Raw genomic sequence first — 24,061 nt, 5'->3', positions numbered from 1 at the left:
AATTGTCAGTGTAACCGGTTAGCGTCTATGCTTCGGGTTTGATCCCTATAATAACCAACATGGAGATACCATGATTTCTTTAGCTCGCATGACAAGACGCCTCGTTATAGGTGTGTTAGCCGTCACCGCCATTATGGCGTCCACCCTGGTCTTTGCCGGAGATTCCGCTTATCGCGGTATTTCGGTACAGCTTTGGTCCGTAAAGGACAATGTTACTGAAGATGTTAAAGGCACACTGAAGTCTCTGGCCGATATGGGTTTTGACGCCGTTGAACTGGCCGGCAATCTCGGTGAATTTGGTGATGACGCGGCCGGATTTAAGGCCTATATCGACTCGCTGGGCCTAGAGATTAGCGGTGCGCATGTTGGCTTTGACAAACTAACCGAAGAGAACATTGACGCTACCATCGCTTTTTATAAGACCTTAGGTGTCGAGTGGTTAATCATCCCCGCTGATGGTCGCGCCTGGAGCGACGAAGGCATCGAGAAAATCGTTGCACAGCTGAATGAAACCGCCAAAATACTCGCGCCTCACGGCATGAAAATCGGCTATCACAACCACCAGGACGAGTTTAACGATTACGCGGATAGCAGCTACTGGGAATACATGATCGAGAATACCAGTGACGACGTCGTGATCCAGCTTGATATCAGTTGGGCCTATTTCGCGGGTAAAGACCCGGTAGATTTAATTAACCGCTACGGTGACCGTATACGCACCGCGCATATGAAGGCTCAGGTAACGCAATACGATAAGGTAATGCCAGTCATCAAAGAGGCGGCCCCCGGTAACTGGGGTGAAAAAATGGGTATTGTCTTTGGTGAGCTGAATAAGGTGACTCACGCTGACAATGGTATTACCTCCATTGTGGGGCAGGATTTGGTTGACTGGCAGGCCGTTGTAGAGCAGTTTGCTAAGTCTCCTGAGCCCGTGTGGTTGGTAGTGGAGCAAGAAGTTTACCCAGAGGGTATGACGCCTATGCAGGCGGTAGAGGCTTCCAAGAAAGGTTTGGAGAAGTTGCTTTAAGCTTTCGGTTGACGGTTATGACCGGACCTTGCAAAAGCCCGCTGGCCTTATGGTTAGACGGGCTTTTTTCTTGTGTTCAATCTAGCAACAGCCTGCTAGGTTATCGCGTTAAAAAATTGCTACAGCTGTGTTTTACATATTCGCCTCTGGTGAGGTGACGTATGAAAAGGATTTAATCACCTATGCAGCAGGCGCCGGTTCTTTTATTTGATATCAGTGGGGTATTAGTCGAACTGGGTGGAATGCCAGAGTTTGTACGTTGGTCAGGCATGTCGGAGAAACAGGTGGGCGATAGTTGGCTCGTTTGTGAATCAGCGCGGGCTTTGGAATCTGGACGTATTGGTTTCAGTGAATTTCACACAGCATTCGTCGACGAGTGGAACATTGAAATCACGCAAGACGCGCTGAGAGAGGCTTTTGCAAGCTGGGTAAGTGTGGCCTTTGACGGCGCTATTGATTTGCTGCAAGAGCTCCAACCTCGTTACCGCCTGGCATGTTTGTGTAATACCAATGAAGTACAGTGGCCCGTGGTAAGAAAAACCATACAAGCAGATCGTTTTTTTCCGATGCAGTTTATTTCTCACTTAATGGGTAGGGTTAAGCCTGATCCTGTAACATTTACGCACGTTGTGCAAGCACTGAATACGACACCCGAGAATATAGTGTATTTCGACGACAGCTGGCGGAATGTTGAATCAGCCCAGGCATTCCAAATCAACGCGTTTCAGGTAAGTGGTGTCGGGGAAGTACGGCAAGTGCTTGCATCGCTCGGGTTGTTATAGTTCACTGGGTTGGAAGAACAGCTACATGGAGAGTCAAATATGCGCTATATCATTTCTTTATGTGCCTTGCTTTTCGCCAGTTCGCTTTATGCTCAAGAAGTCATTCCTTTATGGGAAGACGGTGCCCCCGGCTTTGAGCATTTAAAAGACGAGCCCGAGTTGGCGCAAGACTGGTGGGTTAAAAACATTCATAACCCCAGCATAACGGCTTTTTTCCCAGATCCTAACATTGCGACGGGTGGCGCTGTGTTGATTGCCCCTGGTGGGGGGCATCGCGAACTGGTATTCGAGGCAGAGGGCGTCGATGCTGCGAAGTTTTATCAAGACCTCGGTATAGCCGCTTTCGTACTAAAGTATCGTTTAGCCAACGAATCTGAATCCCCTTACTCTTACCCGGAGCATAGTACGCAAGATGCGGCTCGCGCGATGCGGGTGATACGTCACAACGCTAAACAATGGAACATCAATCCCGACCAACTGGGGATGATGGGGTTTTCTGCTGGTGGCGAGGTTGCCATGTTTATTTCCTTCGGAGAAACCGGGAGCGATTCCAGCGCAAATGATCCAATAGAGCGATTAAGCGCAAAGCCCGATTTTCAGGTGTTGGTGTACCCAGGCTTTGGCGGTTTGCCGGATAAAGTAAGCCAGGATGCACCGCCTTTGTTTACAATATCTGCGGGTGATGACACATGCTGCAGGGCAACCGGACCCGTGTTGTATATGCGCTACCTGGAGGCGAAAGCCGACGCCGAAGCACACTTCTACAGTTCGGGTGGTCATGGTTTTAATATGGGACAGCGTGCTACTGACAGAAGCATCGCCAACTGGAGTGGGCGATTGAAAGACTGGTTGTTAGATCGAGGGTTGGCGCGTACCAACTAATTTTCGGTACTGTCTGACGAACATAAGGAAAACAAAATGCGAAAAATAACGTGTGTACTGTTCTTGGTCATTTTAGTCTTAGCTAATTATGCACAGGCAGATCGCTGTGATCACAGCTGTCAGATGAGTCTGGTTGAGTCGTATTTTGACAAGTTAACGGTTGTTTATCGATTGGGGTCTACCCCTGCTGATATTGAAGCTCTCTTTGCCGAGCTGCACCCATCGGTTAGATATGAGCATATACGCTACGGAGCGGCTTTTAGTCGAGATGATTGGCAGGACGCATTTGTTCGCAATCAAGAAAATGACGCTTACCAAAATGATTCGGAGTTAATGATTCAGGTGAGTAATGCTATTCAGGGAGATTCCCATATTGCAGTTGCTTATAGCTATGGACGTGTAGATGAACATGGCGATTGGCAGCCTGACGGGGATCAAGATCTAATGGCCCTGTTTACTATTGAGAATGGAAAAATATCGCGGGTGCAAGAGTATTGGTAGAACACCTGTAATCTAAACAAAAACTTATCTTCTTTAGGGGGTACGTCAGACGTCTGATCGCAGACATCTGACGTACCAGTTTAAACACTCAAATACTTTTGTACCAGCTCGTCGTTGAGTTCTTCCATCGCACCGGTGGCCTCTACTTTACCTCGTTCCATAATGTAGAAATGATCCGCCACTTTACGGGCGAAGGGCAACTTTTGCTCGACCAATAGCACCGTCAAGCCAAACTCTTCGTTAAGGCGTCGGATCACATTGCCGATGTCGCGCACGACGTTGGGCTGAATGCCTTCGGTAGGCTCGTCCAGTATGAGCAGCTTGGGGTCGAGCACAAGCGCGCGACCAATGGCAAGTTGCTGTTGTTGTCCGCCGGAAAGGTCACCACCACGGCGGTGCTTCATTTCTTTTAGTACCGGGAATAGTTCGTAAATCAAATCCGGTATCTGACTTTTGCCATCACTGCGGGCGCCAAGAGATATTTTTAGATTTTCCTCGACGGTGAGTAGCGGAAAAATCTCGCGGCCCTGAGGCACATAGCCAATGCCTGCACGCGCGCGGGCTTCGGTACTGGCCTTGCTGACTTCCTTGCCATTGAATTCGATTGTGCCGTCTTTAATGGGTAGTAGGCCGGTTACGCATTTTAGCAGTGTGGTTTTACCGACACCGTTGCGGCCAATCAAACAGCCGCAACTGCCTTCGGGCAAGCTTAAATCTAGGTCCCAGAGTATGTGGCTCTGGCCGTAAAACTGGTTTATGGTTTGTATGTTTAGCACGTTTTAGCTCCAAATTGTTGCGGTTGACGGTACACGGCCAACGGGGAACGGGAAAGAAAGCCTCAGCTTCGTTTCCCGTACTCCGTGTACCCTCAACCGTTACTCCCCCAAATACACCTCAATCACCTTCGGATCATTCTGCACCTTGTCCATAGTTCCCTCGGCAAGTACAGAACCCTGATGCAGTACCGTGACTTCACGGGCAATCGAGCGCACAAATGCCATATCGTGCTCGACCACAATCACCGAGTGTTTACCAGCCAGAGATGTCAGAAGTTCAGCGGTGCGTTCGGTTTCCTCTCCGGTCATGCCGGCAACAGGCTCGTCCACCAGCAGTACGCGAGGGCTTTGCATCAGTAGCATGCCAATTTCCAGCCATTGTTTCTGGCCGTGGGACAGATTACCGGCATCGTTCCTAACTGAGTCGGTGAGGCCAATGGTTTCCATAACTTCACTGATACGGTCCTTCTGTTCGCCGTTAAGACCGCGCGTTAACGTTGACCAAAATCGTTTGTCGCCTGCGGTGGCCAACTCCAAATTTTCGTAAACTGACAGTGCTTCGTATACCGTAGGCTTCTGGAATTTTCGGCCTATACCACCGCGAGCAATCTGGTGCTCGGACAACTCCAGCAAATTGATTTGTTGGCCGAAGTAAACGCTACCCGCATCGGGTTTGGTTTTGCCGGTAATCACATCCATCATGGTGGTTTTACCGGCGCCGTTGGGGCCGATAATGCAGCGCAGTTCACCCTCATCAATGTACAGGTTGAGGTTGTTCAGCGCCTTAAATCCATCGAAGCTTACACTGACATCTTCTACGTACAAGATAGGGCCGTGACTGGTATCCAGCGGGTGGCCGAAGTTAGGGTCTTTTTTGGGGAGTGCCCTGGAGCCCCAGTTGCGGGCGTGTTTAATTGGATTCATTACGCGCCCTCCTTTGTGTCGGCCTTATCGGTTGTTTGCTTATCGGAATTGTCGCCAGCTCTGTTCTTCTTAATTTTACCCAGAAGTCCTACTAAACCTTGCGGTAGTACTAGGGTTACCAGGACAAACAGCAAACCAAGCGGAAACAGCCAGGCCTCGGGGTAGAAAGAGGTGAACACTGTCTTACCGTAATTCACGCTGAAAGCCCCGACAATGGCGCCATACAAAGTTCCCCGACCACCGGTAGCCACCCACACCACAAGCTCAATTGAGTTCAGTGGCGAAAACTCGCCGGGGTTAATAATGCCTACCTGCGGTACGTACAGTGCACCGGCAATACCGGCCAATACGGCGGAGAATACAAACAACCAAAGTTTGTAAGACTCCACTTTATAACCGGAGAAACGGGTGCGGGTTTCGGCATCGCGAATGGACACAATGACTCTGCCTGCGCGCGAGGTAACAATGTAACGACAGGCGAGGTACGCTAACATGAGTGCAATGCCGGAAGCCAAAAACAATCCAATTCGGGTAGAGTCGGCGGTAATTGAAAATCCGAGTATGTCTTTGAAGTCGGTTAAGCCATTGTTACCGCCAAAACCCATTTCGTTGCGGAAGAAAGCAAGCATTAAGGCGTAGGTAAGCGCCTGGGTAATAATCGCAAAATAGACACCGGTTACGCGTGAGCGGAAGGCAAGCCAGCCGAATACCCAGGCCAGTATGCCGGGAATGAGAACAATCATAATGGCGGTAAACCAAAACATATCGAAGCCCTGCCAGTACCAGGGTAAATCTTTCCAGTTAAGAAATACCATAAAGTCGGGCAGGAGCGGATCACCGTACTTGCCTCGGTCGCCAATTTGACGCATGAGGTACATGCCCATGGCGTAGCCGCCCAGAGCAAAAAAGGCGCCGTGTCCCAACGACAGAATGCCGGCGTAGCCCCAAATTAAATCGAGCGCCAAGGCGAGAAGGGCATAGCAGAGAAATTTGCCCAGTAAGGTAACGGTAAAAGTGGATACATGAAAAGGCGAGCTTTCCGGTACCGCCAGATTTAGTATTGGCACCAGAATGCAGGTTAGCGCAAGAATCGCCAACACTATCATTCCGCCTTTATCACTGGTTAATAATCGTTGAGTGAGCATAGTATTTTCACGTCCTATCAATATCACTGGGTGCTTCGTTAGTGGCGGCAAATATTTGTACTGCCGTTGCCCGAAGGCCAGCGCAAGCCCGATTGCAACAAGAAGCTTGGAAAAGCTTTGTTTGCCTCAATAGGGCGATAAGCCAATGGTTTATAAGCAACATACTGGCTTTCCTGGGTACTAGTCAGCCGCAGCCCGGCCTTTTTGCGGGAATAGCCCTTTGGGTTTTTTCTGAATGAATAAAATCAGCATCACCAGAATCAGCACTTTGGCCAGCACGGCACCGGCGTAGGGCTCCAGGAACTTATTGACAATACCAAGTCCCATGGCGCCGACTAAGGTACCCCACAGATTGCCGACGCCGCCAAACACGACGACCATAAATGAATCGATAATGTAGGCCTGGCCTAAGTTCGGGCCAACGTTGGTTAGTTGCGAAAGGGCCACGCCGGCAATTCCTGCAATACCAGAGCCGAGGCCGAAGGTAAGGGCGTCTACCCAGCTGGCGCGTACACCTACGGCACGAGCCATGGGGCGGTTTTGCGAGACCGCGCGTACTTTGAGGCCCAGCGAGGTTTTCTTAAGAATGGCCATTAGCGCGAAGAACACCATCAGGCCAAAAAGTAATATATACAGCCGGTTAAACGTGATCGACAGGGCGGGGTTTATTTGCAGGGATCCACTCATCCACTCGGGCAGGCTAACGGCCCGGTTTAATGGTGAGAAAATACTGCGAGCGGCCTGTTGTAATATCAAGCTGATACCGAAGGTGGCCAGCAAGGTTTCCAGCGGGCGGCCATATAAAAACTGGATGACGCCGCGTTCAATGGCAATGCCTACTAACCCCGCCACGACAAAAGCCGCAGGAATGGCCATAAACAAACTGTATTCAATTTGGTTGGGAAAGGCTTGTTGAATCACCCATGTGGTGTAAGCGCCGATCATCATGAGCTCACCATGAGCCATGTTGATTACGCCCATCACGCCAAAGGTAATGGCAAGTCCAATGGCCGACAGCAAAAATACAGAACCTAAGCTCAAACCAAAAAAGACATTTTCGCCGAAACGAAACATCTTCAGTTTGCCTTCAATGGAGTCAATGGCGCGCTCCGCCTCAATGCGTACCGCTTTGTCAGGATCGTTAGTGACCAGAGCTTTAAGCGGGCCGCGTACCTCAGGGATTAAAGAGCCGCGCAGTTGTTTGACTGCGTACAATCTAACGGTAGCATCGTCACTTTCGATTCTGTAGAGGGCGATGGCCGTGTTCATGGCCTCAACGACCGCAGCGCTAGTTTCATTCGCTTTGAGAGATTGCAAAAGCTCTGCGGTGTCGGCGTCGCCACCGTCGGTAATCAAGCGAGTAACAGCGCTTAAGCGAATTTCTTCGTCTGCGCTGGATAAATTAATCTGTGCTAGCAGCGTGCGAATTTGGCCGCGTAATTTGTTGTGAATAGGTACGCGCTTTAGGCGCCCTAAGTCTTTATCGATTATAGGCTCGCCGGTTTTTGCGTCGACGTATTGGTCGTTGGCGATTTCAATCACTACCAAGCCTTCTTTACCACGCGCATTCTTTAGTGCACCTTCTTGTAAGGCTTCCAGAATGGCTGCACTGCGGGTGTGATTGAGTTCGGCAATCGCATCAACAGTTTTAATGCGTTTGCTAAGGCTGCCGGAGGCCACCTGATCGACTAGCGCATAAAATTCGGTGTCGGTCTCGCTAGCTTGCGCGTGACTTGCTAAGGGCAATAACGTTGCCAGAAGGACCAGCAACACTTTTAGACATTCGCGGTACACCATAGTCGGGCCCACTTTTTTAAATCTTTCCATGGTTGTCATCACTGTCATGGTTTAGCGTTCTTTCCCGGAGGAAAACAAGGGGCGGCAGTCGCCGCCCCTATACTCATATCGAAAATACGAGAGGTCTTACTCGGCAGTAGCGCCTACACACTTTTTGGTTGCTGTGTTGTAGTTACCACAGTTCATGCTAGGCCAATCAGACTTCAGGTCTTTAGAGCCTTCAAGGTAGTCAGACCATGCATCACCCGCTACCAGGTCTTCGGTTTCCCATACGGTCAGGAACTGGCCGTCTTCCTGGATTTCGCCGATAAGAACAGGTTTGGTGATGTGGTGGTTAGGCAGCATTTTGCTGCTGCCACCGGTTAGGTTCGGTACTTCAACGCCGACGATTGCATCGATTACAGCGTCAACATCAGTAGTACCCGCTTTCTCAACCGCTTTCACCCACATATTGAAACCGATGTAATGAGCTTCCATTGGGTCGTTGGTAACGCGTTTGTCATCACCAATGAACTTCAGCCACTGATCAATGAAGGTGTCGTTCACGTCGGTTTCAACGCTCATGAAGTAGTTCCACGCCGCCATATGACCAACCAGAGGCTTAGTGTCGATACCAGACAGCTCTTCCTCACCTACAGAGAATGCAACCACTGGGATATCTTCAGCAGAAATACCTTGGTTGCCCAGTTCGCGGTAGAAAGGTACGTTGGCATCGCCATTAATGGTCGAAACTACAGCGGTTTTCTTACCCTGGCTGCCGAAGCGTTTGATGTCTGCGACAATGTTCTGCCAGTCAGAGTGGCCAAACGGGGTGTAGTTAATCATAATGTCTGATTCGGCTACGCCCTTGGACTTCAGGTAGGCTTCCAAAATTTTGTTGGTCGTACGTGGGTAAACGTAATCCGTACCGGCCAATACCCAGCGTTTCACTTCCATGTCATTCATCAGATAATCGACAGCTGGTATGGCTTGCTGATTAGGCGCCGCACCGGTGTAGAACACATTGCGCGAAGATTCTTCACCTTCGTACTGAACAGGATAGAACAGCAATCCGTTCAGCTCTTCAACCACGGGTAATACTGATTTACGTGATACCGAGGTCCAGCAACCAAAAATTGCATCGACTTCTTCCTGCGAGAGTAGCTCGCGAGTTTTTTCAGCAAACAGTGGCCAGTTAGACGCAGGGTCCACGACTACCGGCTCCAGTTTTTTACCCAGCAGGCCACCTTTTTTGTTCTGCTCTTCGATCAGCATCAGCATGGTGTCTTTCAACGTAGTTTCTGAAATAGCCATGGTGCCAGAAAGTGAGTGCAATACACCGACCTTGATAGTTTCATCTTCGGCGTAGCTCGTGGTTGCGGACAACGCCATACCACAGGCAATACCCAATGCCCCAACGGTTTTTGCCAATTGCTTGAGAATCATGGTTTTTCTCCATTTGTGTAGAAAACGATTTGGTTGAACTCCAAGTGCTTAGCGAAGGCGCCTGTTTTTCAGGCGTCTTTCTTTTTGGGGACTGTCTTCCCCCTATTGCAGCCGGTAAAGGCTCCAAATTTGCGAGCGTCGGATTGCACCGCAGTCTGACAACTGCCGCAGTGTTTACTTCACCGCTTGTAGTTACTCGCAAATATTTTTTATTACGAAACTTTTCGCTTAATGCTCGCAATATAATTTTTCCAGCCGCCGAATTCGGTAACGTCACTTGCGTTGGCAATACCGGCCGCTTCGCAGATAAATCCTTTTACGGATTCTCCGGTGTGCAAAGTGATACTGCCTAGGCCCAAAGGTGCTGGAATTTGTGAGAAAAAAGCCCCCAGGTTGCTCATCGGCAGCTGCCAAATCTCTAGGCTAATTGCCTGGCCGCTCTCTGCGCGAACCAGTGCGGGTTTGGCCGGTGTGGTATCGGCCAAGGCGTATAAACGATAATTGTTGGAGGTTGTGGTTTCTTCCACAAATTGGGCGCCGAGCTCGGTAAGCTGATAATTGAGCGGCATGCCGGTTAGGTGGGCGCCAACAACGGCTATGCGCATACAGTTTTCGCGGTGGGTAAACGTGAGTTGACCGTCTGCCGGTAATGTTCCTGCCAGGGCGCCGCGTTGCCACGGGCAAAACTGTTGCCAGCGGTGACCAAACTCGGCCAGAGCCAAATCGTTCCAGGCTGGGGCTATCAAGGTGATGCCGAACGGCAGCCCGTCGCTGCGAATTCCTGCCGGTAGCGATAGTGCAGAACAATCGGCCAGGTTGACGAAATTTGTAAAAGTACCCAATTGGCTATTGACTAGAATAGGTTCATCAGCCACTTGCTGTTGCGTAGGGAAGCGAGGAGTGGTTGGTACCAGCAAGGCATCAACGGCCTTCATTTTCTCTTGAATGGTTTTGGCGAGAGCAGCGCGATTGTATTCGGCGTTAAAGGCATCAATGGCAGAAAAATTTGAGCTATTGCGAATAATTTTTCCGACGACTTCATTAACGCTGCCGGGTTTTTGTTCGATAAAATCACCCACAGCGGCGCCGCGCTCAGCCACCCATGCACCTCCATACAGAAGCTGGGCAAGTTCAAGCATAGGCGTAAAGTCCATTTCGACAATGGTTGTGCCCATCTCTTTGAGTTTTATCAAGCTTTGCTGCCATGCGGCTTGTTGAGCTGTGTCTCCAAACCAGTCAATGCTGGCAGGAACAGCAAAGGTTGGGGAGTTGCCAATACGTTTAGCTTGCGCAAGTGTGTTCGGTTCGCGCGAATAGCCATCGCCTACATCTTCACCTTGCATAATCTCTGCAATGCAGTGAGCATCGGCGACTGAGAGCGCGAAAACGGAAACACAATCAATACTGCGACACGCCGGTACAACGCCTGCGGTACTGAAACGCCCCTTGGTGGGTTTTAGTCCGACAATGTTGTTGAAGCTGGCCGGCACACGGCCAGACCCAGCTGTGTCAGTGCCAAGACTGAAAGGCACCAGACCATTGGCGACGGCAACCGCGGAGCCGGAGCTTGAGCCACCGGAAATATAGTCTTTGTTGAAACTATTAGGCACTGCTCCGTACGGGGAGCGTGTACCTACCAAGCCTGTGGCAAATTGATCGAGGTTGGTTTTGCCTATTACAATCGCGCCGGCGTCTCGCAGTTTGGCAACGGTGGCGGCATCGTGGCGAGCTTCATAGGCATAGTCGGGACAGGCAGCTGATGTGGGCAGGCCGGCCACGTCTATATTGTCTTTTACGGCAAAGGGGATGCCGTACAATGGACACTCTTGCGGTCTCTTGTTGCTTAAATCGCTCAGTGCTTGCTGTAGGTATAACTCGCTAACAATGTGAGTCCAGGTGGGGGCGCACTCAGTAAGGCTACTCAGCAGATCCTGCAGTAGGGTGTCGGGTGTGTGTTTACCGCTGGCATAGGCTTCTTGCCAGTCCGGTATTGTCCAACCTGTGGTCAGCATTGTTTATTGATGTCCTGTCTATTATGGCAAACTCTGCTTGAGCATGAAGCGTGCCAAACAAAAAATGAGAGGTATGCTGTGTGCGGGAAAGGCCGATTTTATGGGGCTTGGCGAAAGAAACTGATCACCTCTCAGAAATCGGGTTTGCTTCAACAGGTATTCTTTGCACTAATGGTGCGCACCAAATTAACGATACGTGCACTCAATTGCGTTAAAATGGTGCGGTAATTCGGTGGCTGTTTGGAAAAGGCTTTCGTGGACTAAAAATGCGCCAGAGCGCCCTCTGTTATCTGGCTTATTGACGCACCTAATGCGAGCAGCACGGGTGTACTGCAACTAAGGAAAGTAAGAATTATGAAGCATTGGCTGCGTTTCCCTCGCAACGTCTGGGTGTTAGCGGGAACCTTATCTTTGGTCATGACCTCGATCCCATTGATGGTTCTCATTAGTGGGCTGTTGGGGGCAAAGCTCGCGGCTAACCCCGCATTGGCCACGTTACCATTGGCCTGTACTATTGTCGGCACCGCGTTAACGACCTTGCCGGCGGCTTCGTTGGTTCGTCGCCGAGGTCGACGTTTTGCAGGTTTCACGGGTATCGCTTGCTCGGCGATCGGCGCATTGCTCGGATTGGCTGCAACCGAATTTTCCAGCTTTATCAGTCTGCTGTCAGGAGCCGCTTTTATGGGCGCGGCCATGGCTTTTTTTCAGCAATTCCGCTTTGCCGCCATAGAGAGCTTAAGCGATCCGGCCGATGCAGGTCCCGCTGTATCCATGATTATGTTAAGCGGTATCGTCTCCGCCATTGTGGGGCCAGAGTTTGGGGCCTGGGGCCGGCACTGGTCGGGGCTGGCACAGTACAGTGGTTCTTTCTTGATTTTGCTGTTGGCTATCGTCTTGGCGGCCATCGTGTTTATGGGTTTTCGCAACCCTGAGCAGCTGCAAACTCAGGACAAAGGCACCGGTCGGCCTCTTTCAGAGATTGTGCGCCAGCCTGTGTTTTTAATTGCATTGGCCTCGGCTGCCATCGGCTATGCCGTTATGAGCTTCCTAATGACGTCCACACCCATCAGCATGCACAGTCACTATGGCCATAGTTTGCATGAGGCAAAATGGGTTATCCAAAGTCACCTAATGGCAATGTTTCTCCCCTCGTTGTTTGCGGGGTTTTTATTGCAGCGCCTGGGCGTTATCACGCTAATGTTGAGCGGCTGTGTCCTGTATTTTGCCGTGTTGATTATCGCATTGAGTGGACACGCTGTTATGCACTATTGGTGGGCTTTGGTGTTGCTGGGGGTTGGTTGGAATTTTCTTTTTCTTGCCGGTACCACCTTACTGCCCAAAGCTTACAGTGGCGCCGAGCGCTTTAAGGCGCAGGCGGTTAATGATTTCAGTGTATTTTCACTGCAGGCTGCGGCATCGCTTTGTGCCGGTTGGGTGTTGGTGAGCTTTGGCTGGCAGGTGCAAGTGCTGGCGACGCTAGTGCCCGTGGTGTTGCTGTTGTTGATTTCAGTGTGGGCTTTGTTGAATCGCCAACGATTGGTATAACCGAGAGACCGTGAGGCCTCTCGGGGGCGGGGTTCTGGTTTATTTATTTGCGTGAGGTAACGTGGCTAAAACATCTTCAGCCGCTTTTTTGATCAGAGCTTCCCGGTCATCACGCCTGTCGCTGGTGATTTTTTGTTGGTAAACACCCTGCCAAATTGCCTGCTTGTGTTTGGCATCGACAACATCGATATTCAGCGCCCCGGTATAGGTAATACGAGTGCTGCCACCTTCGCGCTCTTGCGGCAGTGGGCCATAGAGAGAGGCCCAGGAGCTGTAATAACCCATACGATTTGGGGTTATGGGAATGGCGTTATTGAATGACTCCAGCTGGTTATCCACTTCCGCCCGATAGTTGACAAACAAGTCTCCACCTTCTTCGATGTGGCGGTAACCTTTATCTTCCATGGCGCTAATGATGGCGGTATTGAAAACCGCTATATAGGGCTTAGCGTCGTCATAAAGCAGCATTTCTGGTTCACGGGTCAGAGAAAATGTCCGATAAACTGAAAAATCCGCCGCCTTATTGTATATCGACTCAATTTTAGGTTTGGGGGCGCTCTGACATGCCGCCAGCACTGCAATGGCGAGAGTCACAGTTACAAATAAAACGGCTCTGGATTTAAAAATCATAAGGTAGGGTCGCATTCACAAATGTAAGAGGGCGCGGCGAGTGCCGCGCCGTAATGTTACTCGGCCGCTTTAGGTGCCGTGGGGTATTGCTGGAAAATCTGCTTTACTGCGCTATGAATGGCAGGGCGCGGGTTATCCAAAGCTTCTTTGCTGAGCTTGCCTTCGGCAATCCCTTCCCAAATTAAACGCTCCTCGCTAGCATCAACAACGTCAATGTTAAGTGTGCCCATTTTATAGTGTCTGGTTTCTGTGTCTGACTCATAGACAGGAAAGCCCATGTACAGCCCTGAGCGGTATCCGTAGTAGCCATAAGATGCCGTCATTCTGGGAGACGAGCGAATTTCAGTTCGATTTTCTGTGTTCATGAAGAAATTCACCAGAAGCTCTGGATCGTTTTCGTTGTAGGTATATCCCAGCGCTTCCATTTCGTTGCGCGCGGCGGACTTAAAGTGCGATGTTACCAGTGAAGAGTAGCCGTGCTTATCCGTGCCCAGCGGGTCAACGAAACCAAACGTTTTATAGCTTCGGAAGTCGGCGTTTTTATCGAAGTCACTGCGAATATCGGGACCAGTAGCACAGCCTGTGGCCAAAACCAGCGCGGATAAAAGGGCACCCGTGATGACTGTTCGAAATGTGTACAAAAAACCTGTGGCTTTCATAGCATTACATCCTGTTAGTGAAGTTTGACGCTTGCCCTAGTATAACGTTATTTGAGAGCGAATAAATGCGATGCCGCTGCGTGTTGAGGCACAAATTACATTGATTGTGCGACAATCTGTCGCACTATATGTCGGGCGGATGTGGGTAGAATACAACCTCATATGTACAAGGCACATCTTTAGGAGTAGATAATGGAACAAAAATTGACCGGATTGGCTCTGGCTGTTGCACTCGCCGCCTCGAACACCTCTATGGCACACGAAGGTGGCCCGGTTCCCGAGTCTCATGCGCCAGCAGGGGTTATGGCTGACCATACCCACAAAAAGGGTGAGGTTATGACCGGTTACCGGTATCTGCGTTCCAGCTATAGCGGTATGTTTCACGGTAGTGATGAGGCCAGTGCACACGATCTGGCCATGGCCGGTTTCTCGATGATGCCAACGGGCATGACCATGGATATGATCATGCTGGATATCATGTACGCTCCCAACGACAACCTCACGTTGATGCTGATGCCTATGTACATGAGCATGGATATGGATATGGCTTCCACCGGTATGGCCGGACATGGTCACGCCGAGATGTCAGATATGGGTGAAATGCCCAATATGAACGATATGTCGGGTATGGACGGAATGGCCGATATGATGAATATGCATCACCACCATAGCCATGGCACCTCGGGCTGGGGCGATACCGTGGTCAGCGCCCTCTATAACTGGACCCCAAGTTCTTCTCACCAACTGATAACAACCTTTGGGGTGAGCCTTCCTACCGGTAGTGTTGATGAAAAGAACGCCGACGGCAGCTTTGTTCATTACGGTATGCAGCTCGGCAGTGGTACGTTTGACGCGCTACCTTCGATTACTTATACAGGGTTTAGTGGCATAGTGAGTTGGGGCGCTCAGGCTAACGCTGAAATTCGACTCGAAAACGAAAACGATTCGGGTTTTGCTTTTGGCGACAAGTATGGCGCTACGGTGTGGAGTGCCATTCGTGTACTCGACTGGATGAGTGTGTCGGCGCGGCTTGAATGGTCTGAGCAAGACTCCATTAGCGGACACTACAACGGTCCACATGGTCACAGTAGCCCAAGCGATTTACAGGCCAATTATGGTGGCGAATTTTTGGATGCGGGCATCGGTATTAATACTGTGATAACCGGCGGTAATTTTGCAGGACTGCGTTTAGGCGCTGAGTGGATTACCCGTATTGAAGAGGATTATAACGGCTATCAGCTAGGTTTGGATGATGGCGTTAATATTAGCCTTTCTTACGCATTTTAAAATATAAATAAAAGGGTGCGGATTGCGGGTGGTGAAAAGCTAGGCTTGGCATCCCGCATCCCGCATCCCGCATCCCGCATCTAATTTGTTAACAATTGTACCCGTTACAGTTTTTTAACATTTATTCCGATACCCTCTGCGTCAAGCAATTCTAGATAAGTTGCTCATCGCCAATAACGATTGCATGGATGAGGGGAGTGAACAGTGATGCTCGAATTTCTAACGCGGCCTGTCAGTGCGTACTTGCTGCTGATTGTCATATTGTTTTTAACCGCTTGCGGTGGCTCGGGTAATTCCGGAGCTGGCGCTAGTGTGGTATCAAGCTCATCCGGGCAGGCCTCGTGTAGCAGGCTGTTGAAAAACCTCATGCATGCTCAGCGTAGTCTGAAGCGTGCAGATGTTGTGTCTTGTCTCGACGGACAGGGTGGTTCCCTTTGCTAGAGGCAAGGCGCAGCAGATGTGCGCTTCAGGCCACGCCCTCCGGGGCTTTCAGGCTGGCCCGTACTCGTCGTTACCCTTTTTCGATGGGTGGACACACACCATCAAAAGGCCGCCTAGATTACGAGCCAGCCTGAAAGCCTGAGTACGCTTGGGGTTTTTCAATAGCCTGCTAGTTCATCTTTCAGTTCCCACAGTTCGGATTCGTTAAGTTCAGCAGCCGTTGACTATGATGTGGTCGTCAATATAGCGGGCAATGGCATGGCAACCCCGGCACTGACCACGGTGAGCCAAGGGGAGTCTTTGAGCATTGATTTTACTCCCAACGAAGGCCAGCAGCTGATCAGTGCAACGGGCTGCGGCGGTGCATTAATTGGTCTTTCTTTTGAGATTGATGAGGTTGTTGAGTCTTGCGAAGTTAGTGCCGAGTTTGCCCCGGTTCCTGTCAGTGTGACGGTAGACGTCAATGAGCATGGTAGCTATCAAGGATTACCGACGGCGTTGCTATATGGTGAAAACACTGCGATTGAGCTTATACCTGAAGAGGGTTTCTACCTGGAATCCGCGACAGGCTGTGACGGGCAGTTGATCGACAATACCTTCACAATTGAATTTTTGCGAGAGTCGTGCACCGTTGCGGTTGAGTTTGCGGTACTTCCACCATTACCCGATGCTTTTGATTACACGTATCGTTACATTAATCAGAATCGACTCGAATTCCAGGCGACGTTACCGAACCATGCAGACGCTCTTAATGTAATAGAAGTTGATGTGTTTGGGGAAAGATCTATTGTTGGTGAGTTTGAGGATGGCAGTCACAAGCAAAATGTATCAGTTTTCTTACTCGATGCAGTAAACAATACCTATGTTGTCGAGGCGTGCAATATAACGGGTTGTGTGGAAGGAAGTATGCAAGGGCTGCCGGGCAATTTTCGTCATGCTATTGGCCGTACTAAAATTGAGGCTAATGTGGGTAACTATGAAATACTAGCTTTTTCTGAGAGTGGTGAATATGTCGCTTTGTATGCTGTGGGGGAGGAAGACCGGTGTGACCGGTCCGTGATTATACTGAGGGAAGAGAATGATGAGTGGATAGACTACTTTACTATTGAAGTGACGGGCTACGATTTCATCATTGAGGCCAATTTTAGTGGCAATGGTGAAAAGTTGGCTTTAGTACAAGGGCCCTATGCAGGCTGTGGCGATAATCCTAACCCGCATGAATTCACTGATGAAACTGTAATTGTTCGATACTTTGATGTGTCGGAAAAAACTGAAAAAAGTTCAATACTAGCGAAATCCATGGAGGGACTCATCTACTGGCATTCTGTGCACGGATCAGCCTTTTCGTTCGATGGAAAACAGGTGGCGCTCGTCTATGCTAACTGGATGTTTACCTTTGAATGGAAAGATAATGGCTGGTTGCCGGCAGAAAAGTTGCATTTGATCGATGGCTACAATACAGATGATGCGATATCTTTTTCGAGAGATGGGGAAAAACTACTGTTGGCTTCTGCAATAAACTTAAATGACAGTGAGGCTGACTCTCTAGACCTGGCCAAGGTTGGCATGGTTGCACATAATATTCCGCCTAAAACCTGCGAGTTTCCCCCGTGTTTTGGTGCTGTATACGTTTATGAAAAGCTCGAACAGTGGGAGCTGTCGGCCGCGCTTGATGCAAAAGTCATTGACAAAATGGATGCATTAGACGGTGCCCATTTCGGCATGGAAGTTAATGCGGACGCAACGCGGTTTATTATGTTTAGCAGGAGAGCGAATTTTTTCATTACGTACAATATGCAGGCTGGAGAGTGGGTGAGGGAAGAAGACTATTACTTGGCTGAGAGTGCAAGCCTAATGAGAATGTCGGCCAGTGGAAATAGATTGTTTTATTGGGATGGTGGCCCCAAGTATCTTAGATGGGGGGGGCGGAGTTTGGAACGCTATGTCTGTGCCTGACAATTTTATCGAATACCAATATATGTATGAAGGCGTGCAGTTTAACAATGACGATGCTCTGTTCATGGTGGGTGGCTCGGACGACGAGCTGGTTGCTGAAAGCAGCTATCGCTTTTACCTATATCAATTCTAACGGATGTATCAATAATAGGGCATTGCTTACGTGATTTTTTACATTGAATTGCAACCACCTACTCGTACAGTTCTTACCGCAAACTCTGCACAAAGGTTATCAAGATTAACGCCGGGCAAATAAACCGGACATAAAAAGGCCACACTTTCCAAAACAAAGTGGACTCAATCTCCGGGTGGCCTTTAGTTAGCTCTTCCAATAACTTTTTGCGCGATAGGACCCAGCCTGCAAACAGACACAGGGCTACTCCAATAAGGGGCTCTGCGTATTCGGTACTTACCGTGATGGCCAAAGAGAAAAGCGTATCGAATTGCCAGATGATAATAACGCTCAGGCCAAAAATGACCGAGCCACAGGCCCACGCGGCTTTTGCCCGGGGTAAGCCCCAGCGTTCCACGCACACAGATACGGGGACTTCGAGCATGGATATGGTTGAGGTTAGGGCGGCAATGGTCATCAAGGCAAAAAAGGCGAAGGCCAGAAAGGTGCCGGCGCTGCCCATGCTAGAGAACAGCGCAGGCAATAATTGAAAAATCAGGCCGGGCCCGGCGATCAAGTCGCCGGATTCCGAGTAGATGCTTACGCCTTGCGTTTGAGCGACGTAAATGGCCGGTATGATCAACAGCCCTGCGGTAAAGGCGAAACCGGTATCGAGCAGGGTGACAGAAGCTCCCAGTCGAGGCAGGTTGTCGGTATCGCGTAAATAGGAACCGTAAATCAGCATGGTGCCGACACCGAGCGACAGCGAGAAGAATGCCTGCCCCATGGCACTTAAATATAAAGATGGCTCTCGCAGATGACTAAGATTGGGTATCAAATAAGCCTTCAGGCCTTCGCCGGCACTGGGCTGCATCAAAACGAAGACAATCAGGCTGGTCAGAATCAAAAACAGTAGAGGCATTAAGCGTGTGGACCAGGTCTCTATGCCTTTTTCAACGCCACGAGCCACGATCAGTATGGTTAGCCCGGCCATTACGCCGCACATGAATGTATCGCGTCCAAAGCTATTTTTCTTAAGCCAAAGGTGACCCGTCTCGCTCCCCCCAAGGCTTGCCACCGGTGCCAGAAATTCGGCCAGCATCCAGCCGGCCACAATAGCGTAAAAGCCCAAAATGATAACCGCGGTGCAAACGGCCACGGTGCCTATTGCTGCGCCAAATGTGCGAACCCAAGGGGTAGGACTCATGTTGCTCAAGGCTGTGAACACATTCGAGCGACTGTAACGGCCGATGGTGAGCTCTGCCATTAACGCTGGGTAGGCCAGTACAAAGGCCAGAATCAGGTAGACCAGTAGGAAGGCGGCGCCGCCATTGCTGGCCGCCTGCGTCGGAAATCCCCAAATATTGCCCAGACCAACCGCGGAGCCCGCGGCTGCCAATAGAAAACCGATTTTGCTGGAAAATTGTCCCCGCGGATGCGCCATAGTCGTCACTTATTGCCTGATTGGAGTGATTTTTGGTGCTAGTATAAAGGCCAACACATAGGCATTAACAGGGAATTGCCCGTGGATCGCGATCAAGACAAGACAGTAATCAGTGAGTCGCAGGACAAAGACAAGGCTCCGGCGACGCAAAAAATTGGTCACTACGAGGTAGTGGCTGAGCTGGGCCGTGGCGGTATGGGCACGGTGTATCGTGGTTACGAAAGCTCGCTAAACCGCTATGTCGCCATTAAAGTATTGGCGCCGCATTTAGCGGATGATGAGTCTTTGGTTGGGCGTTTCTCGCGTGAAGCCAAAAGTGTGGCCGCGCTCAATCACCCAAACGTTGTACATATCTACTTTACCGGCGAGCAAGATAATTTACCCTATTTTGTCATGGAGTGTATCGAGGGGGAGACCCTCGCTGACAGGGTGCGCGAAAAGGGCACGCTGGGTTCGAAAGAGGCGGCCGGTATTCTTATGCAGGCGGCCAAGGGGCTCGCCTGTGCTCACGATCGCGGCATTATTCACCGCGATGTAAAACCTTCCAATTTAATGATCGAACCCTCCGGTACCGTAAAAATCACCGACTTTGGCATTGCGTTGGCGCGGGACATAGGCGACAAGCTCACAACCACCGGCCAGTTTGTTGGCACAACAGGTTATGTAAGCCCCGAAGTCTTTCAGGGGCGGGCTGTAGACTCTCGCTCCGATATCTTCAGTTTGGGAGTGGTACTGTTTGAAATGCTGGCCGGTGTAAAACCCTTTGACGATGAAAGCCCGATGGGGCTTATGCTGCAGGTTGTGGAGAAGCCTGCGCCGGATATTCAAACGCTCAACCCAGACGTCGACGCGCGCCTGCAGTCCATACTCAAGCGCATGATTGAGAAAGACCCGGACAATCGCTACCAAACTTGCCAAGATTTGGTCGAAGATTTGTCTCACTATCTGGCGAATGAACCTCTAATGGGCGAGCCATTAGCCTCTGCTCAGGCTCGGCCCGCCCGCCAATCCCGCCGTGTCTTGCCCGTGTTGTTGCTGGTCTGTCTCGGATTGGGGGCTGCGGCTTATTCTTTTAGAGTGCCGTTATCAGAATTAGTGTCAGGCACCGATTCCGCGCAAGAGCCCGATCTTGAAATGGCGAGCAGCTCGCCGGCGGCCGACGAGTTAGTGGCCGAAGACATGGTGAGCTCCCCCGACATTGCTACCCGTGAAAATCATGCAAGATTAACCAGTAATAATCCCGACATCGATAATGACGTCTCGAACAAAACCGATTTAGCTGGCGCCGATGCAAGCGCAGCCGACGCGGTCAGTGAGGGTACAGCCCCCCAGCTTGCGCAGGCCAGCATAATGCACGACGCGCAACCGACAAAAAGGGCGAGTGAAATACACCGTGCGCCTGGTACCGCTGCGGTTAAGTCCGCCGCTTTGCCTGCGCCTAAGGCTGCGGTAATCGCATCTCGCGGCGATCCGTCCATAGTGGGGCCACTCGCCACACAGCTGGATGAGGCCTTGCGCAGTGATGCGGTGGAAGTGCTTGACCCGGCTTTTGTACCGGGCGCGCAGCAGGCTTTGCAGGCGCAGCAACCTGACTTAAGTTATTTGAAGGATCATTTAATCGGGGCTGGCGGGCGTTATTTGATACTGCTCACCGCAACCGCGCTGGATGCCGAGGCCATCGAGTTTTACGGCCAATACGACACCCTTTATTCGGCACAAATCGACGTCGTGCTTTATGACTTAACCCAAACCCGTTCACTGGGGCGCTGGAGTGAGCAGGTCAGTTACACCAATTTGAACGCGGCCGACAAAGCCAGGGATGCGTTTGCCGGCCACTTGTTGAGCTTGGCGGAACAGATTGCTCAATAACGCGACGGGTCGAGGTGAGACAGGCCCAGTCTTTATCTAGCGCTGCGTGTGCTGGAATAGGCGCTGCTTTTCCCGGCTCCAGTCGCGCTCTTTTTCAGTTTCGCGTTTATCGTGCAGCTGTTTACCCTTACCCAGTGCGACCTCCACCTTGATTAGGTGCTGCTTCCAGTACATGGCCGTGGCAACCACGGTGTAGCCCTTTTGCTCGGTGGCACGCTGGTACTTTTCCAGTTCGCGGTCGTGCATCAGGAGTTTACGGGAGCGGTTGTTTTCCGGCACAAAGTGGGTAGATACCGTTTTTAACGGCGTAAATTGCGCCCCAACCAGCCAGGCTTCACCGTTTTGAAAAATCACGTAGGTGTCGGTTAGCTGTACCTTGCCGGCCCGGGCACTTTTAACCTCCCAGCCAAGCAATGCAATACCTGCTTCAAGCTTGTCTTGCAGCACATAGTCGTGGCGGGATTTTTTGTTCAGCGCAATTGTGTTGCTACCGGTATTACTTTTCTGCTTTTTGGCCATGAAAATACAATTTCTGGTCGATGAGTGAGCGGCAGGCATTATAGCGATTTCACCAACACCATGCTATCAGCGTACAATCAGCGACTGTGATCTTAGTTCAATAACCGGAGCGGAGCGTGAAAAGAGCACAACAACACGCCATTTGGGGGCGCAGGGGCACTTTTATCTTGGCGGCAACGGGTTCGGCCGTTGGTCTGGGGAATATTTGGAAATTCCCTTACATTGCCGGGGAAAACGGCGGTGGTGCTTTTGTACTGATGTATTTGCTGTGCATTTGCTTGATTGGCCTGCCCGTGATGGCCGCCGAGGTTATGCTCGGGCGGCGCGGACGTGCCAGCCCCATTATGGCAATGCAGAAGGTTGCGCATGAGTCGCGCAATAGCCGGAGTTGGTCGTTAATCGGCTGGAGCGGCGTGCTGGCAGGGTTTTTAATACTGTCCTATTACAGCGTTATTGCCGGTTGGACCCTGGAATATGTCACGGCCGCGGCGCGCGGTGGATTTGAAGGCTTTGATGGCACCACGGCCAGTGCTGCGTTCAGCGCTTTACAGGCTGATACCAGCACGCTCGTGCAGTGGCAAACGGCCTTTTTGTGTATGACAGCCTTGATCATCATGTTTGGTGTTACCCGCGGTCTGGAAACCGCGGTGCGCATCTTGATGCCATTGCTGTTCTGCCTGCTGCTGCTGTTACTGGCGTATGCGGCCTACATTGGTGATTTTGCGGCGGGCTTTAATTTCTTGTTCAGTTTTCGGGCCAGTGAGCTTTCAATGGAGGGGCTTTCGCTCGCATTGGGGCATGCGTTTTTTACCCTGAGCCTAAGTATGGGTGCAATTATGGCCTATGGCTCTTACATGCCGCACAAACAATCCATTCTAAAAACAGCGGTGACAGTGGGTATTCTGGACACCTCAGTCGCACTTTTGGCGGGCTTGGTGATTTTCCCTATCGTATTTGCCAACCCCGGTGTAGAGCCCAGCGCCGGCCCTGGCTTGATGTTTGTCAGTTTGCCGATAGTATTCGGTGCCATGCCTTTGGGCGAGGTCTTCGGCACGGTGTTTTTCCTACTGGTCACGATAGCGGCCTGGAGCTCGACCATCTCGCTACTGGAGCCCGCGGTGGCTTACCTTACCGAGCGATTTCGATTCCACCGCGTTGCGGCCAATTTGCTGATCGTATTTTGTGCCTGGCTGTTGGGCCTCACCACGGTGTTTTCTCTCAATCGCTGGCAAGATTTCAAGCCAGTTGCGGGAATGACCCCATTCGACTTGAGCTTGTTTGTTACCGAGCAAGTGATGCTACCGCTGGGGGCCTTGGCTACGGCTATTTATGTCGGATGGTTTATGAACAAGCGGCCACTGCGCCGCGAGCTGGCTTTGGACTCGTCGCGCTGGTTTGTGCGCTGGTTACTCGTACTCAAGTATGTGTCGCCGGTGTTAATTGCGGTGGTGTTTGTATTAGGTATTTTTGATAAATTTGTGGGGTAAGTGTGGGGCATCGAATTGAACGCTCAGAGAGCATCCATTTTTCATGTCAGCAGATGTTTGAGCTGGTGAATGATATTGAGGCGTATCCGGAGTACATGGAAGGCTGTCAAAAGGCCGAAATACTCAATTCGGGTGAAGGTTGGTTAGAGGCGCGACTGTCTTTGGGGATGGGTGGTATTTCACAGAGCTTTGTGACACGCAATACTCTGCACCCGCCGCACAGTATGACGTTAGATTTATTGGATGGCCCCTTTCGCGAGTTTAAAGGTGAGTGGCGATTTGCCAATGAGGGTGACCAGTGCAAAGTAACACTCGAGTTGGTTTTTAGCATGAAAAACCCCTTGCTTGCCTTTGCGGCCAATCGCATGTTTGAGCAAATAGCCGAGTCGCAGGTTAAGGCTCTGTGCCATCGTGCCAGTCAAATATATGCGAATTAAAGTGGATTCCACAGTTCCTGGGGTTGGATTGAATACAATGGTGAGAGAAGCAAAATGGCGGACTTGGATTTAATTACCGTTGAGGTGGCTTATGCGCTACCCCAAAAACAAAAAATAATTGAGTTACTGGTTGAGCCCGGAACGACTGCTTTTCAGGCAGCCGAGCGATCTGGCATTGTTCGAGAGTTCCCTGAAATCGACTTAGAAACCGCCAAAATGGGTATTTTTGGCCAGGCACTCGGGGTGAAAGGGCTTAAACCACCGCGCGAACATGTGCTCCACAGTGGCGACCGTGTCGAAATCTATCGGCCTTTGACCGCTGACCCTAAAGAGGTGCGCCGACGCCGGGCAGAAAAAGCCAAGGCACAAGAGAAAACGGCTAAATAGACTATAGTGGTATAGGG

At 50.7% G+C, this 24,061-nt stretch carries 22 protein-coding genes; 12 read left to right on the top strand and 10 right to left on the bottom strand.

The window, feature by feature from the left end:
- The first annotated feature begins 70 nt into the window (after positions 1 to 70).
- From QWI17_RS02710 to QWI17_RS02695, 4 genes are all read left to right on the top strand, one after another.
- A complete protein-coding gene (locus QWI17_RS02710) occupies positions 71 to 1,027 on the top strand; it encodes a sugar phosphate isomerase/epimerase family protein (RefSeq protein WP_302720955.1) in 957 nt (318 codons plus the stop codon).
- Positions 1,028 to 1,209: 182 nt separating this feature from the next.
- Positions 1,210 to 1,809: an HAD family hydrolase gene (locus QWI17_RS02705; RefSeq protein WP_302720954.1), complete on the top strand. Its 600-nt coding sequence runs from the start codon at positions 1,210 to 1,212 to the stop codon at positions 1,807 to 1,809.
- A 39-nt stretch (positions 1,810 to 1,848) separates the two neighbouring features.
- The gene (locus QWI17_RS02700) at positions 1,849 to 2,691 is read left to right on the top strand and encodes an alpha/beta hydrolase (RefSeq protein WP_302720953.1); all 843 of its coding nucleotides are present in this window, start codon (positions 1,849 to 1,851) and stop codon (positions 2,689 to 2,691) included.
- 36 nt (positions 2,692 to 2,727) lie between these two features.
- Positions 2,728 to 3,192, top strand: a complete 465-nt coding sequence (locus QWI17_RS02695; protein ID WP_302720952.1) for a hypothetical protein — start codon at positions 2,728 to 2,730, stop codon at positions 3,190 to 3,192.
- Between the two features lie 80 nt (positions 3,193 to 3,272).
- Here QWI17_RS02695 and urtE read toward each other — a convergent pair whose 3' ends face one another.
- The 6 genes from urtE to atzF form a co-directional block, all read right to left on the bottom strand.
- Complete coding sequence (gene urtE / locus QWI17_RS02690) at positions 3,273 to 3,968, bottom strand: urea ABC transporter ATP-binding subunit UrtE (protein ID WP_302720951.1); 696 nt, start codon at positions 3,966 to 3,968, stop codon at positions 3,273 to 3,275.
- A gap of 99 nt (positions 3,969 to 4,067) precedes the next feature.
- Positions 4,068 to 4,892, bottom strand: a complete 825-nt coding sequence (urtD, locus tag QWI17_RS02685) for an urea ABC transporter ATP-binding protein UrtD (RefSeq protein ID WP_302720950.1) — start codon at positions 4,890 to 4,892, stop codon at positions 4,068 to 4,070.
- Entirely contained in the window at positions 4,892 to 6,037 is a 1,146-nt protein-coding gene (gene urtC, locus QWI17_RS02680) for an urea ABC transporter permease subunit UrtC (protein WP_370659600.1), read from the bottom strand. Before urtC ends, urtD begins: the two co-directional genes overlap by 1 nt.
- A gap of 180 nt (positions 6,038 to 6,217) precedes the next feature.
- Positions 6,218 to 7,873, bottom strand: coding sequence for an urea ABC transporter permease subunit UrtB (urtB, locus tag QWI17_RS02675; RefSeq protein ID WP_441294578.1), 1,656 nt, complete (start codon positions 7,871 to 7,873; stop codon positions 6,218 to 6,220).
- A gap of 87 nt (positions 7,874 to 7,960) precedes the next feature.
- Complete coding sequence (gene urtA / locus QWI17_RS02670) at positions 7,961 to 9,205, bottom strand: urea ABC transporter substrate-binding protein (RefSeq protein ID WP_302721046.1); 1,245 nt, start codon at positions 9,203 to 9,205, stop codon at positions 7,961 to 7,963.
- A gap of 266 nt (positions 9,206 to 9,471) precedes the next feature.
- A complete protein-coding gene (gene atzF / locus QWI17_RS02665) occupies positions 9,472 to 11,271 on the bottom strand; it encodes an allophanate hydrolase (RefSeq protein WP_302720948.1) in 1,800 nt (599 codons plus the stop codon).
- Between the two features lie 354 nt (positions 11,272 to 11,625).
- On the opposite strand from atzF, the gene QWI17_RS02660 reads away from it, so the two are divergent.
- Positions 11,626 to 12,816: an MFS transporter gene (locus QWI17_RS02660; RefSeq protein WP_302720947.1), complete on the top strand. Its 1,191-nt coding sequence runs from the start codon at positions 11,626 to 11,628 to the stop codon at positions 12,814 to 12,816.
- 39 nt (positions 12,817 to 12,855) lie between these two features.
- Here QWI17_RS02660 and QWI17_RS02655 read toward each other — a convergent pair whose 3' ends face one another.
- Together QWI17_RS02655 and QWI17_RS02650 are read right to left on the bottom strand one after the other, a co-directional pair.
- A complete protein-coding gene (locus QWI17_RS02655; RefSeq protein ID WP_302720946.1) occupies positions 12,856 to 13,446 on the bottom strand; it encodes a DUF4136 domain-containing protein in 591 nt (196 codons plus the stop codon).
- Between the two features lie 56 nt (positions 13,447 to 13,502).
- Entirely contained in the window at positions 13,503 to 14,105 is a 603-nt protein-coding gene (locus tag QWI17_RS02650; protein WP_302720945.1) for a DUF4136 domain-containing protein, read from the bottom strand.
- Positions 14,106 to 14,297: 192 nt separating this feature from the next.
- Here QWI17_RS02650 and QWI17_RS02645 point away from each other — a divergent pair, with 192 nt between their 5' ends.
- The 3 genes from QWI17_RS02645 (at position 14,298) to QWI17_RS02635 (ending at position 17,922) form a co-directional block, all read left to right on the top strand.
- Positions 14,298 to 15,392, top strand: a complete 1,095-nt coding sequence (locus tag QWI17_RS02645; RefSeq protein ID WP_302720944.1) for a hypothetical protein — start codon at positions 14,298 to 14,300, stop codon at positions 15,390 to 15,392.
- A gap of 699 nt (positions 15,393 to 16,091) precedes the next feature.
- Positions 16,092 to 17,789: a hypothetical protein gene (locus QWI17_RS02640; RefSeq protein ID WP_302720943.1), complete on the top strand. Its 1,698-nt coding sequence runs from the start codon at positions 16,092 to 16,094 to the stop codon at positions 17,787 to 17,789.
- A complete protein-coding gene (locus tag QWI17_RS02635) occupies positions 17,776 to 17,922 on the top strand; it encodes a hypothetical protein (RefSeq protein ID WP_302720942.1) in 147 nt (48 codons plus the stop codon). Before QWI17_RS02640 ends, QWI17_RS02635 begins: the two co-directional genes overlap by 14 nt.
- A gap of 73 nt (positions 17,923 to 17,995) precedes the next feature.
- Here the strand turns inward: QWI17_RS02635 and QWI17_RS02630 are convergent, their stop codons facing one another.
- Complete coding sequence (locus QWI17_RS02630; RefSeq protein ID WP_302720941.1) at positions 17,996 to 19,345, bottom strand: sodium-dependent transporter; 1,350 nt, start codon at positions 19,343 to 19,345, stop codon at positions 17,996 to 17,998.
- An 81-nt stretch (positions 19,346 to 19,426) separates the two neighbouring features.
- On the opposite strand from QWI17_RS02630, the gene QWI17_RS02625 reads away from it, so the two are divergent.
- Complete coding sequence (locus QWI17_RS02625) at positions 19,427 to 21,214, top strand: serine/threonine protein kinase (RefSeq protein ID WP_302720940.1); 1,788 nt, start codon at positions 19,427 to 19,429, stop codon at positions 21,212 to 21,214.
- A gap of 36 nt (positions 21,215 to 21,250) precedes the next feature.
- On the opposite strand, the gene smpB is transcribed toward QWI17_RS02625, so the two are convergent.
- The gene (smpB, locus tag QWI17_RS02620; protein WP_302720939.1) at positions 21,251 to 21,733 is read right to left on the bottom strand and encodes an SsrA-binding protein SmpB; all 483 of its coding nucleotides are present in this window, start codon (positions 21,731 to 21,733) and stop codon (positions 21,251 to 21,253) included.
- A gap of 116 nt (positions 21,734 to 21,849) precedes the next feature.
- Here smpB and QWI17_RS02615 point away from each other — a divergent pair, with 116 nt between their 5' ends.
- From QWI17_RS02615 to QWI17_RS02605, 3 genes are read left to right on the top strand one after another with little or no spacing between them, the layout of a single operon-like run.
- Complete coding sequence (locus tag QWI17_RS02615; RefSeq protein WP_302720938.1) at positions 21,850 to 23,220, top strand: sodium-dependent transporter; 1,371 nt, start codon at positions 21,850 to 21,852, stop codon at positions 23,218 to 23,220.
- Positions 23,221 to 23,222: 2 nt separating this feature from the next.
- Complete coding sequence (locus QWI17_RS02610; protein ID WP_302720937.1) at positions 23,223 to 23,657, top strand: type II toxin-antitoxin system RatA family toxin; 435 nt, start codon at positions 23,223 to 23,225, stop codon at positions 23,655 to 23,657.
- A 54-nt stretch (positions 23,658 to 23,711) separates the two neighbouring features.
- Positions 23,712 to 24,044, top strand: coding sequence for an RnfH family protein (locus QWI17_RS02605; protein WP_302720936.1), 333 nt, complete (start codon positions 23,712 to 23,714; stop codon positions 24,042 to 24,044).
- Positions 24,045 to 24,061: the final 17 nt, after the last annotated feature.

Origin of the sequence: Gilvimarinus gilvus (assembly GCF_030518155.1) — a bacterium.
In the GTDB taxonomy this organism is placed as follows: Bacteria; Pseudomonadota; Gammaproteobacteria; order Pseudomonadales; family Cellvibrionaceae; genus Gilvimarinus; species Gilvimarinus gilvus.
The sequence above is the reverse complement of the archived record's forward strand: the minus strand, read 5'-3'. Positions and strand labels throughout refer to the sequence as shown.

Bases quoted from the DNA above. Each gene is read 5' to 3' on its own strand.
- urtC (WP_370659600.1), bottom strand. From the start codon at position 6,037: ATGCTCACTCAACGATTATTAACCAGTGATAAAGGCGGAATGATAGTG.
- smpB (WP_302720939.1), bottom strand. From the start codon at position 21,733: ATGGCCAAAAAGCAGAAAAGTAATACCGGTAGCAACACAATTGCGCTG.
- QWI17_RS02660 (WP_302720947.1), top strand. From the start codon at position 11,626: ATGAAGCATTGGCTGCGTTTCCCTCGCAACGTCTGGGTGTTAGCGGGA.
- urtB (WP_441294578.1), bottom strand. From the start codon at position 7,873: ATGACAACCATGGAAAGATTTAAAAAAGTGGGCCCGACTATGGTGTAC.
- QWI17_RS02695 (WP_302720952.1), top strand. From the start codon at position 2,728: ATGCGAAAAATAACGTGTGTACTGTTCTTGGTCATTTTAGTCTTAGCT.
- QWI17_RS02640 (WP_302720943.1), top strand. From the start codon at position 16,092: ATGGCAACCCCGGCACTGACCACGGTGAGCCAAGGGGAGTCTTTGAGC.
- urtD (WP_302720950.1), bottom strand. From the start codon at position 4,892: ATGAATCCAATTAAACACGCCCGCAACTGGGGCTCCAGGGCACTCCCC.
- QWI17_RS02635 (WP_302720942.1), top strand. From the start codon at position 17,776: ATGTCTGTGCCTGACAATTTTATCGAATACCAATATATGTATGAAGGC.
- QWI17_RS02630 (WP_302720941.1), bottom strand. From the start codon at position 19,345: ATGGCGCATCCGCGGGGACAATTTTCCAGCAAAATCGGTTTTCTATTG.
- QWI17_RS02605 (WP_302720936.1), top strand. From the start codon at position 23,712: ATGGCGGACTTGGATTTAATTACCGTTGAGGTGGCTTATGCGCTACCC.
- QWI17_RS02700 (WP_302720953.1), top strand. From the start codon at position 1,849: ATGCGCTATATCATTTCTTTATGTGCCTTGCTTTTCGCCAGTTCGCTT.
- QWI17_RS02705 (WP_302720954.1), top strand. From the start codon at position 1,210: ATGCAGCAGGCGCCGGTTCTTTTATTTGATATCAGTGGGGTATTAGTC.
- QWI17_RS02650 (WP_302720945.1), bottom strand. From the start codon at position 14,105: ATGAAAGCCACAGGTTTTTTGTACACATTTCGAACAGTCATCACGGGT.
- atzF (WP_302720948.1), bottom strand. From the start codon at position 11,271: ATGCTGACCACAGGTTGGACAATACCGGACTGGCAAGAAGCCTATGCC.
- QWI17_RS02655 (WP_302720946.1), bottom strand. From the start codon at position 13,446: ATGATTTTTAAATCCAGAGCCGTTTTATTTGTAACTGTGACTCTCGCC.
- QWI17_RS02710 (WP_302720955.1), top strand. From the start codon at position 71: ATGATTTCTTTAGCTCGCATGACAAGACGCCTCGTTATAGGTGTGTTA.
- urtA (WP_302721046.1), bottom strand. From the start codon at position 9,205: ATGGCGTTGTCCGCAACCACGAGCTACGCCGAAGATGAAACTATCAAG.
- QWI17_RS02645 (WP_302720944.1), top strand. From the start codon at position 14,298: ATGGAACAAAAATTGACCGGATTGGCTCTGGCTGTTGCACTCGCCGCC.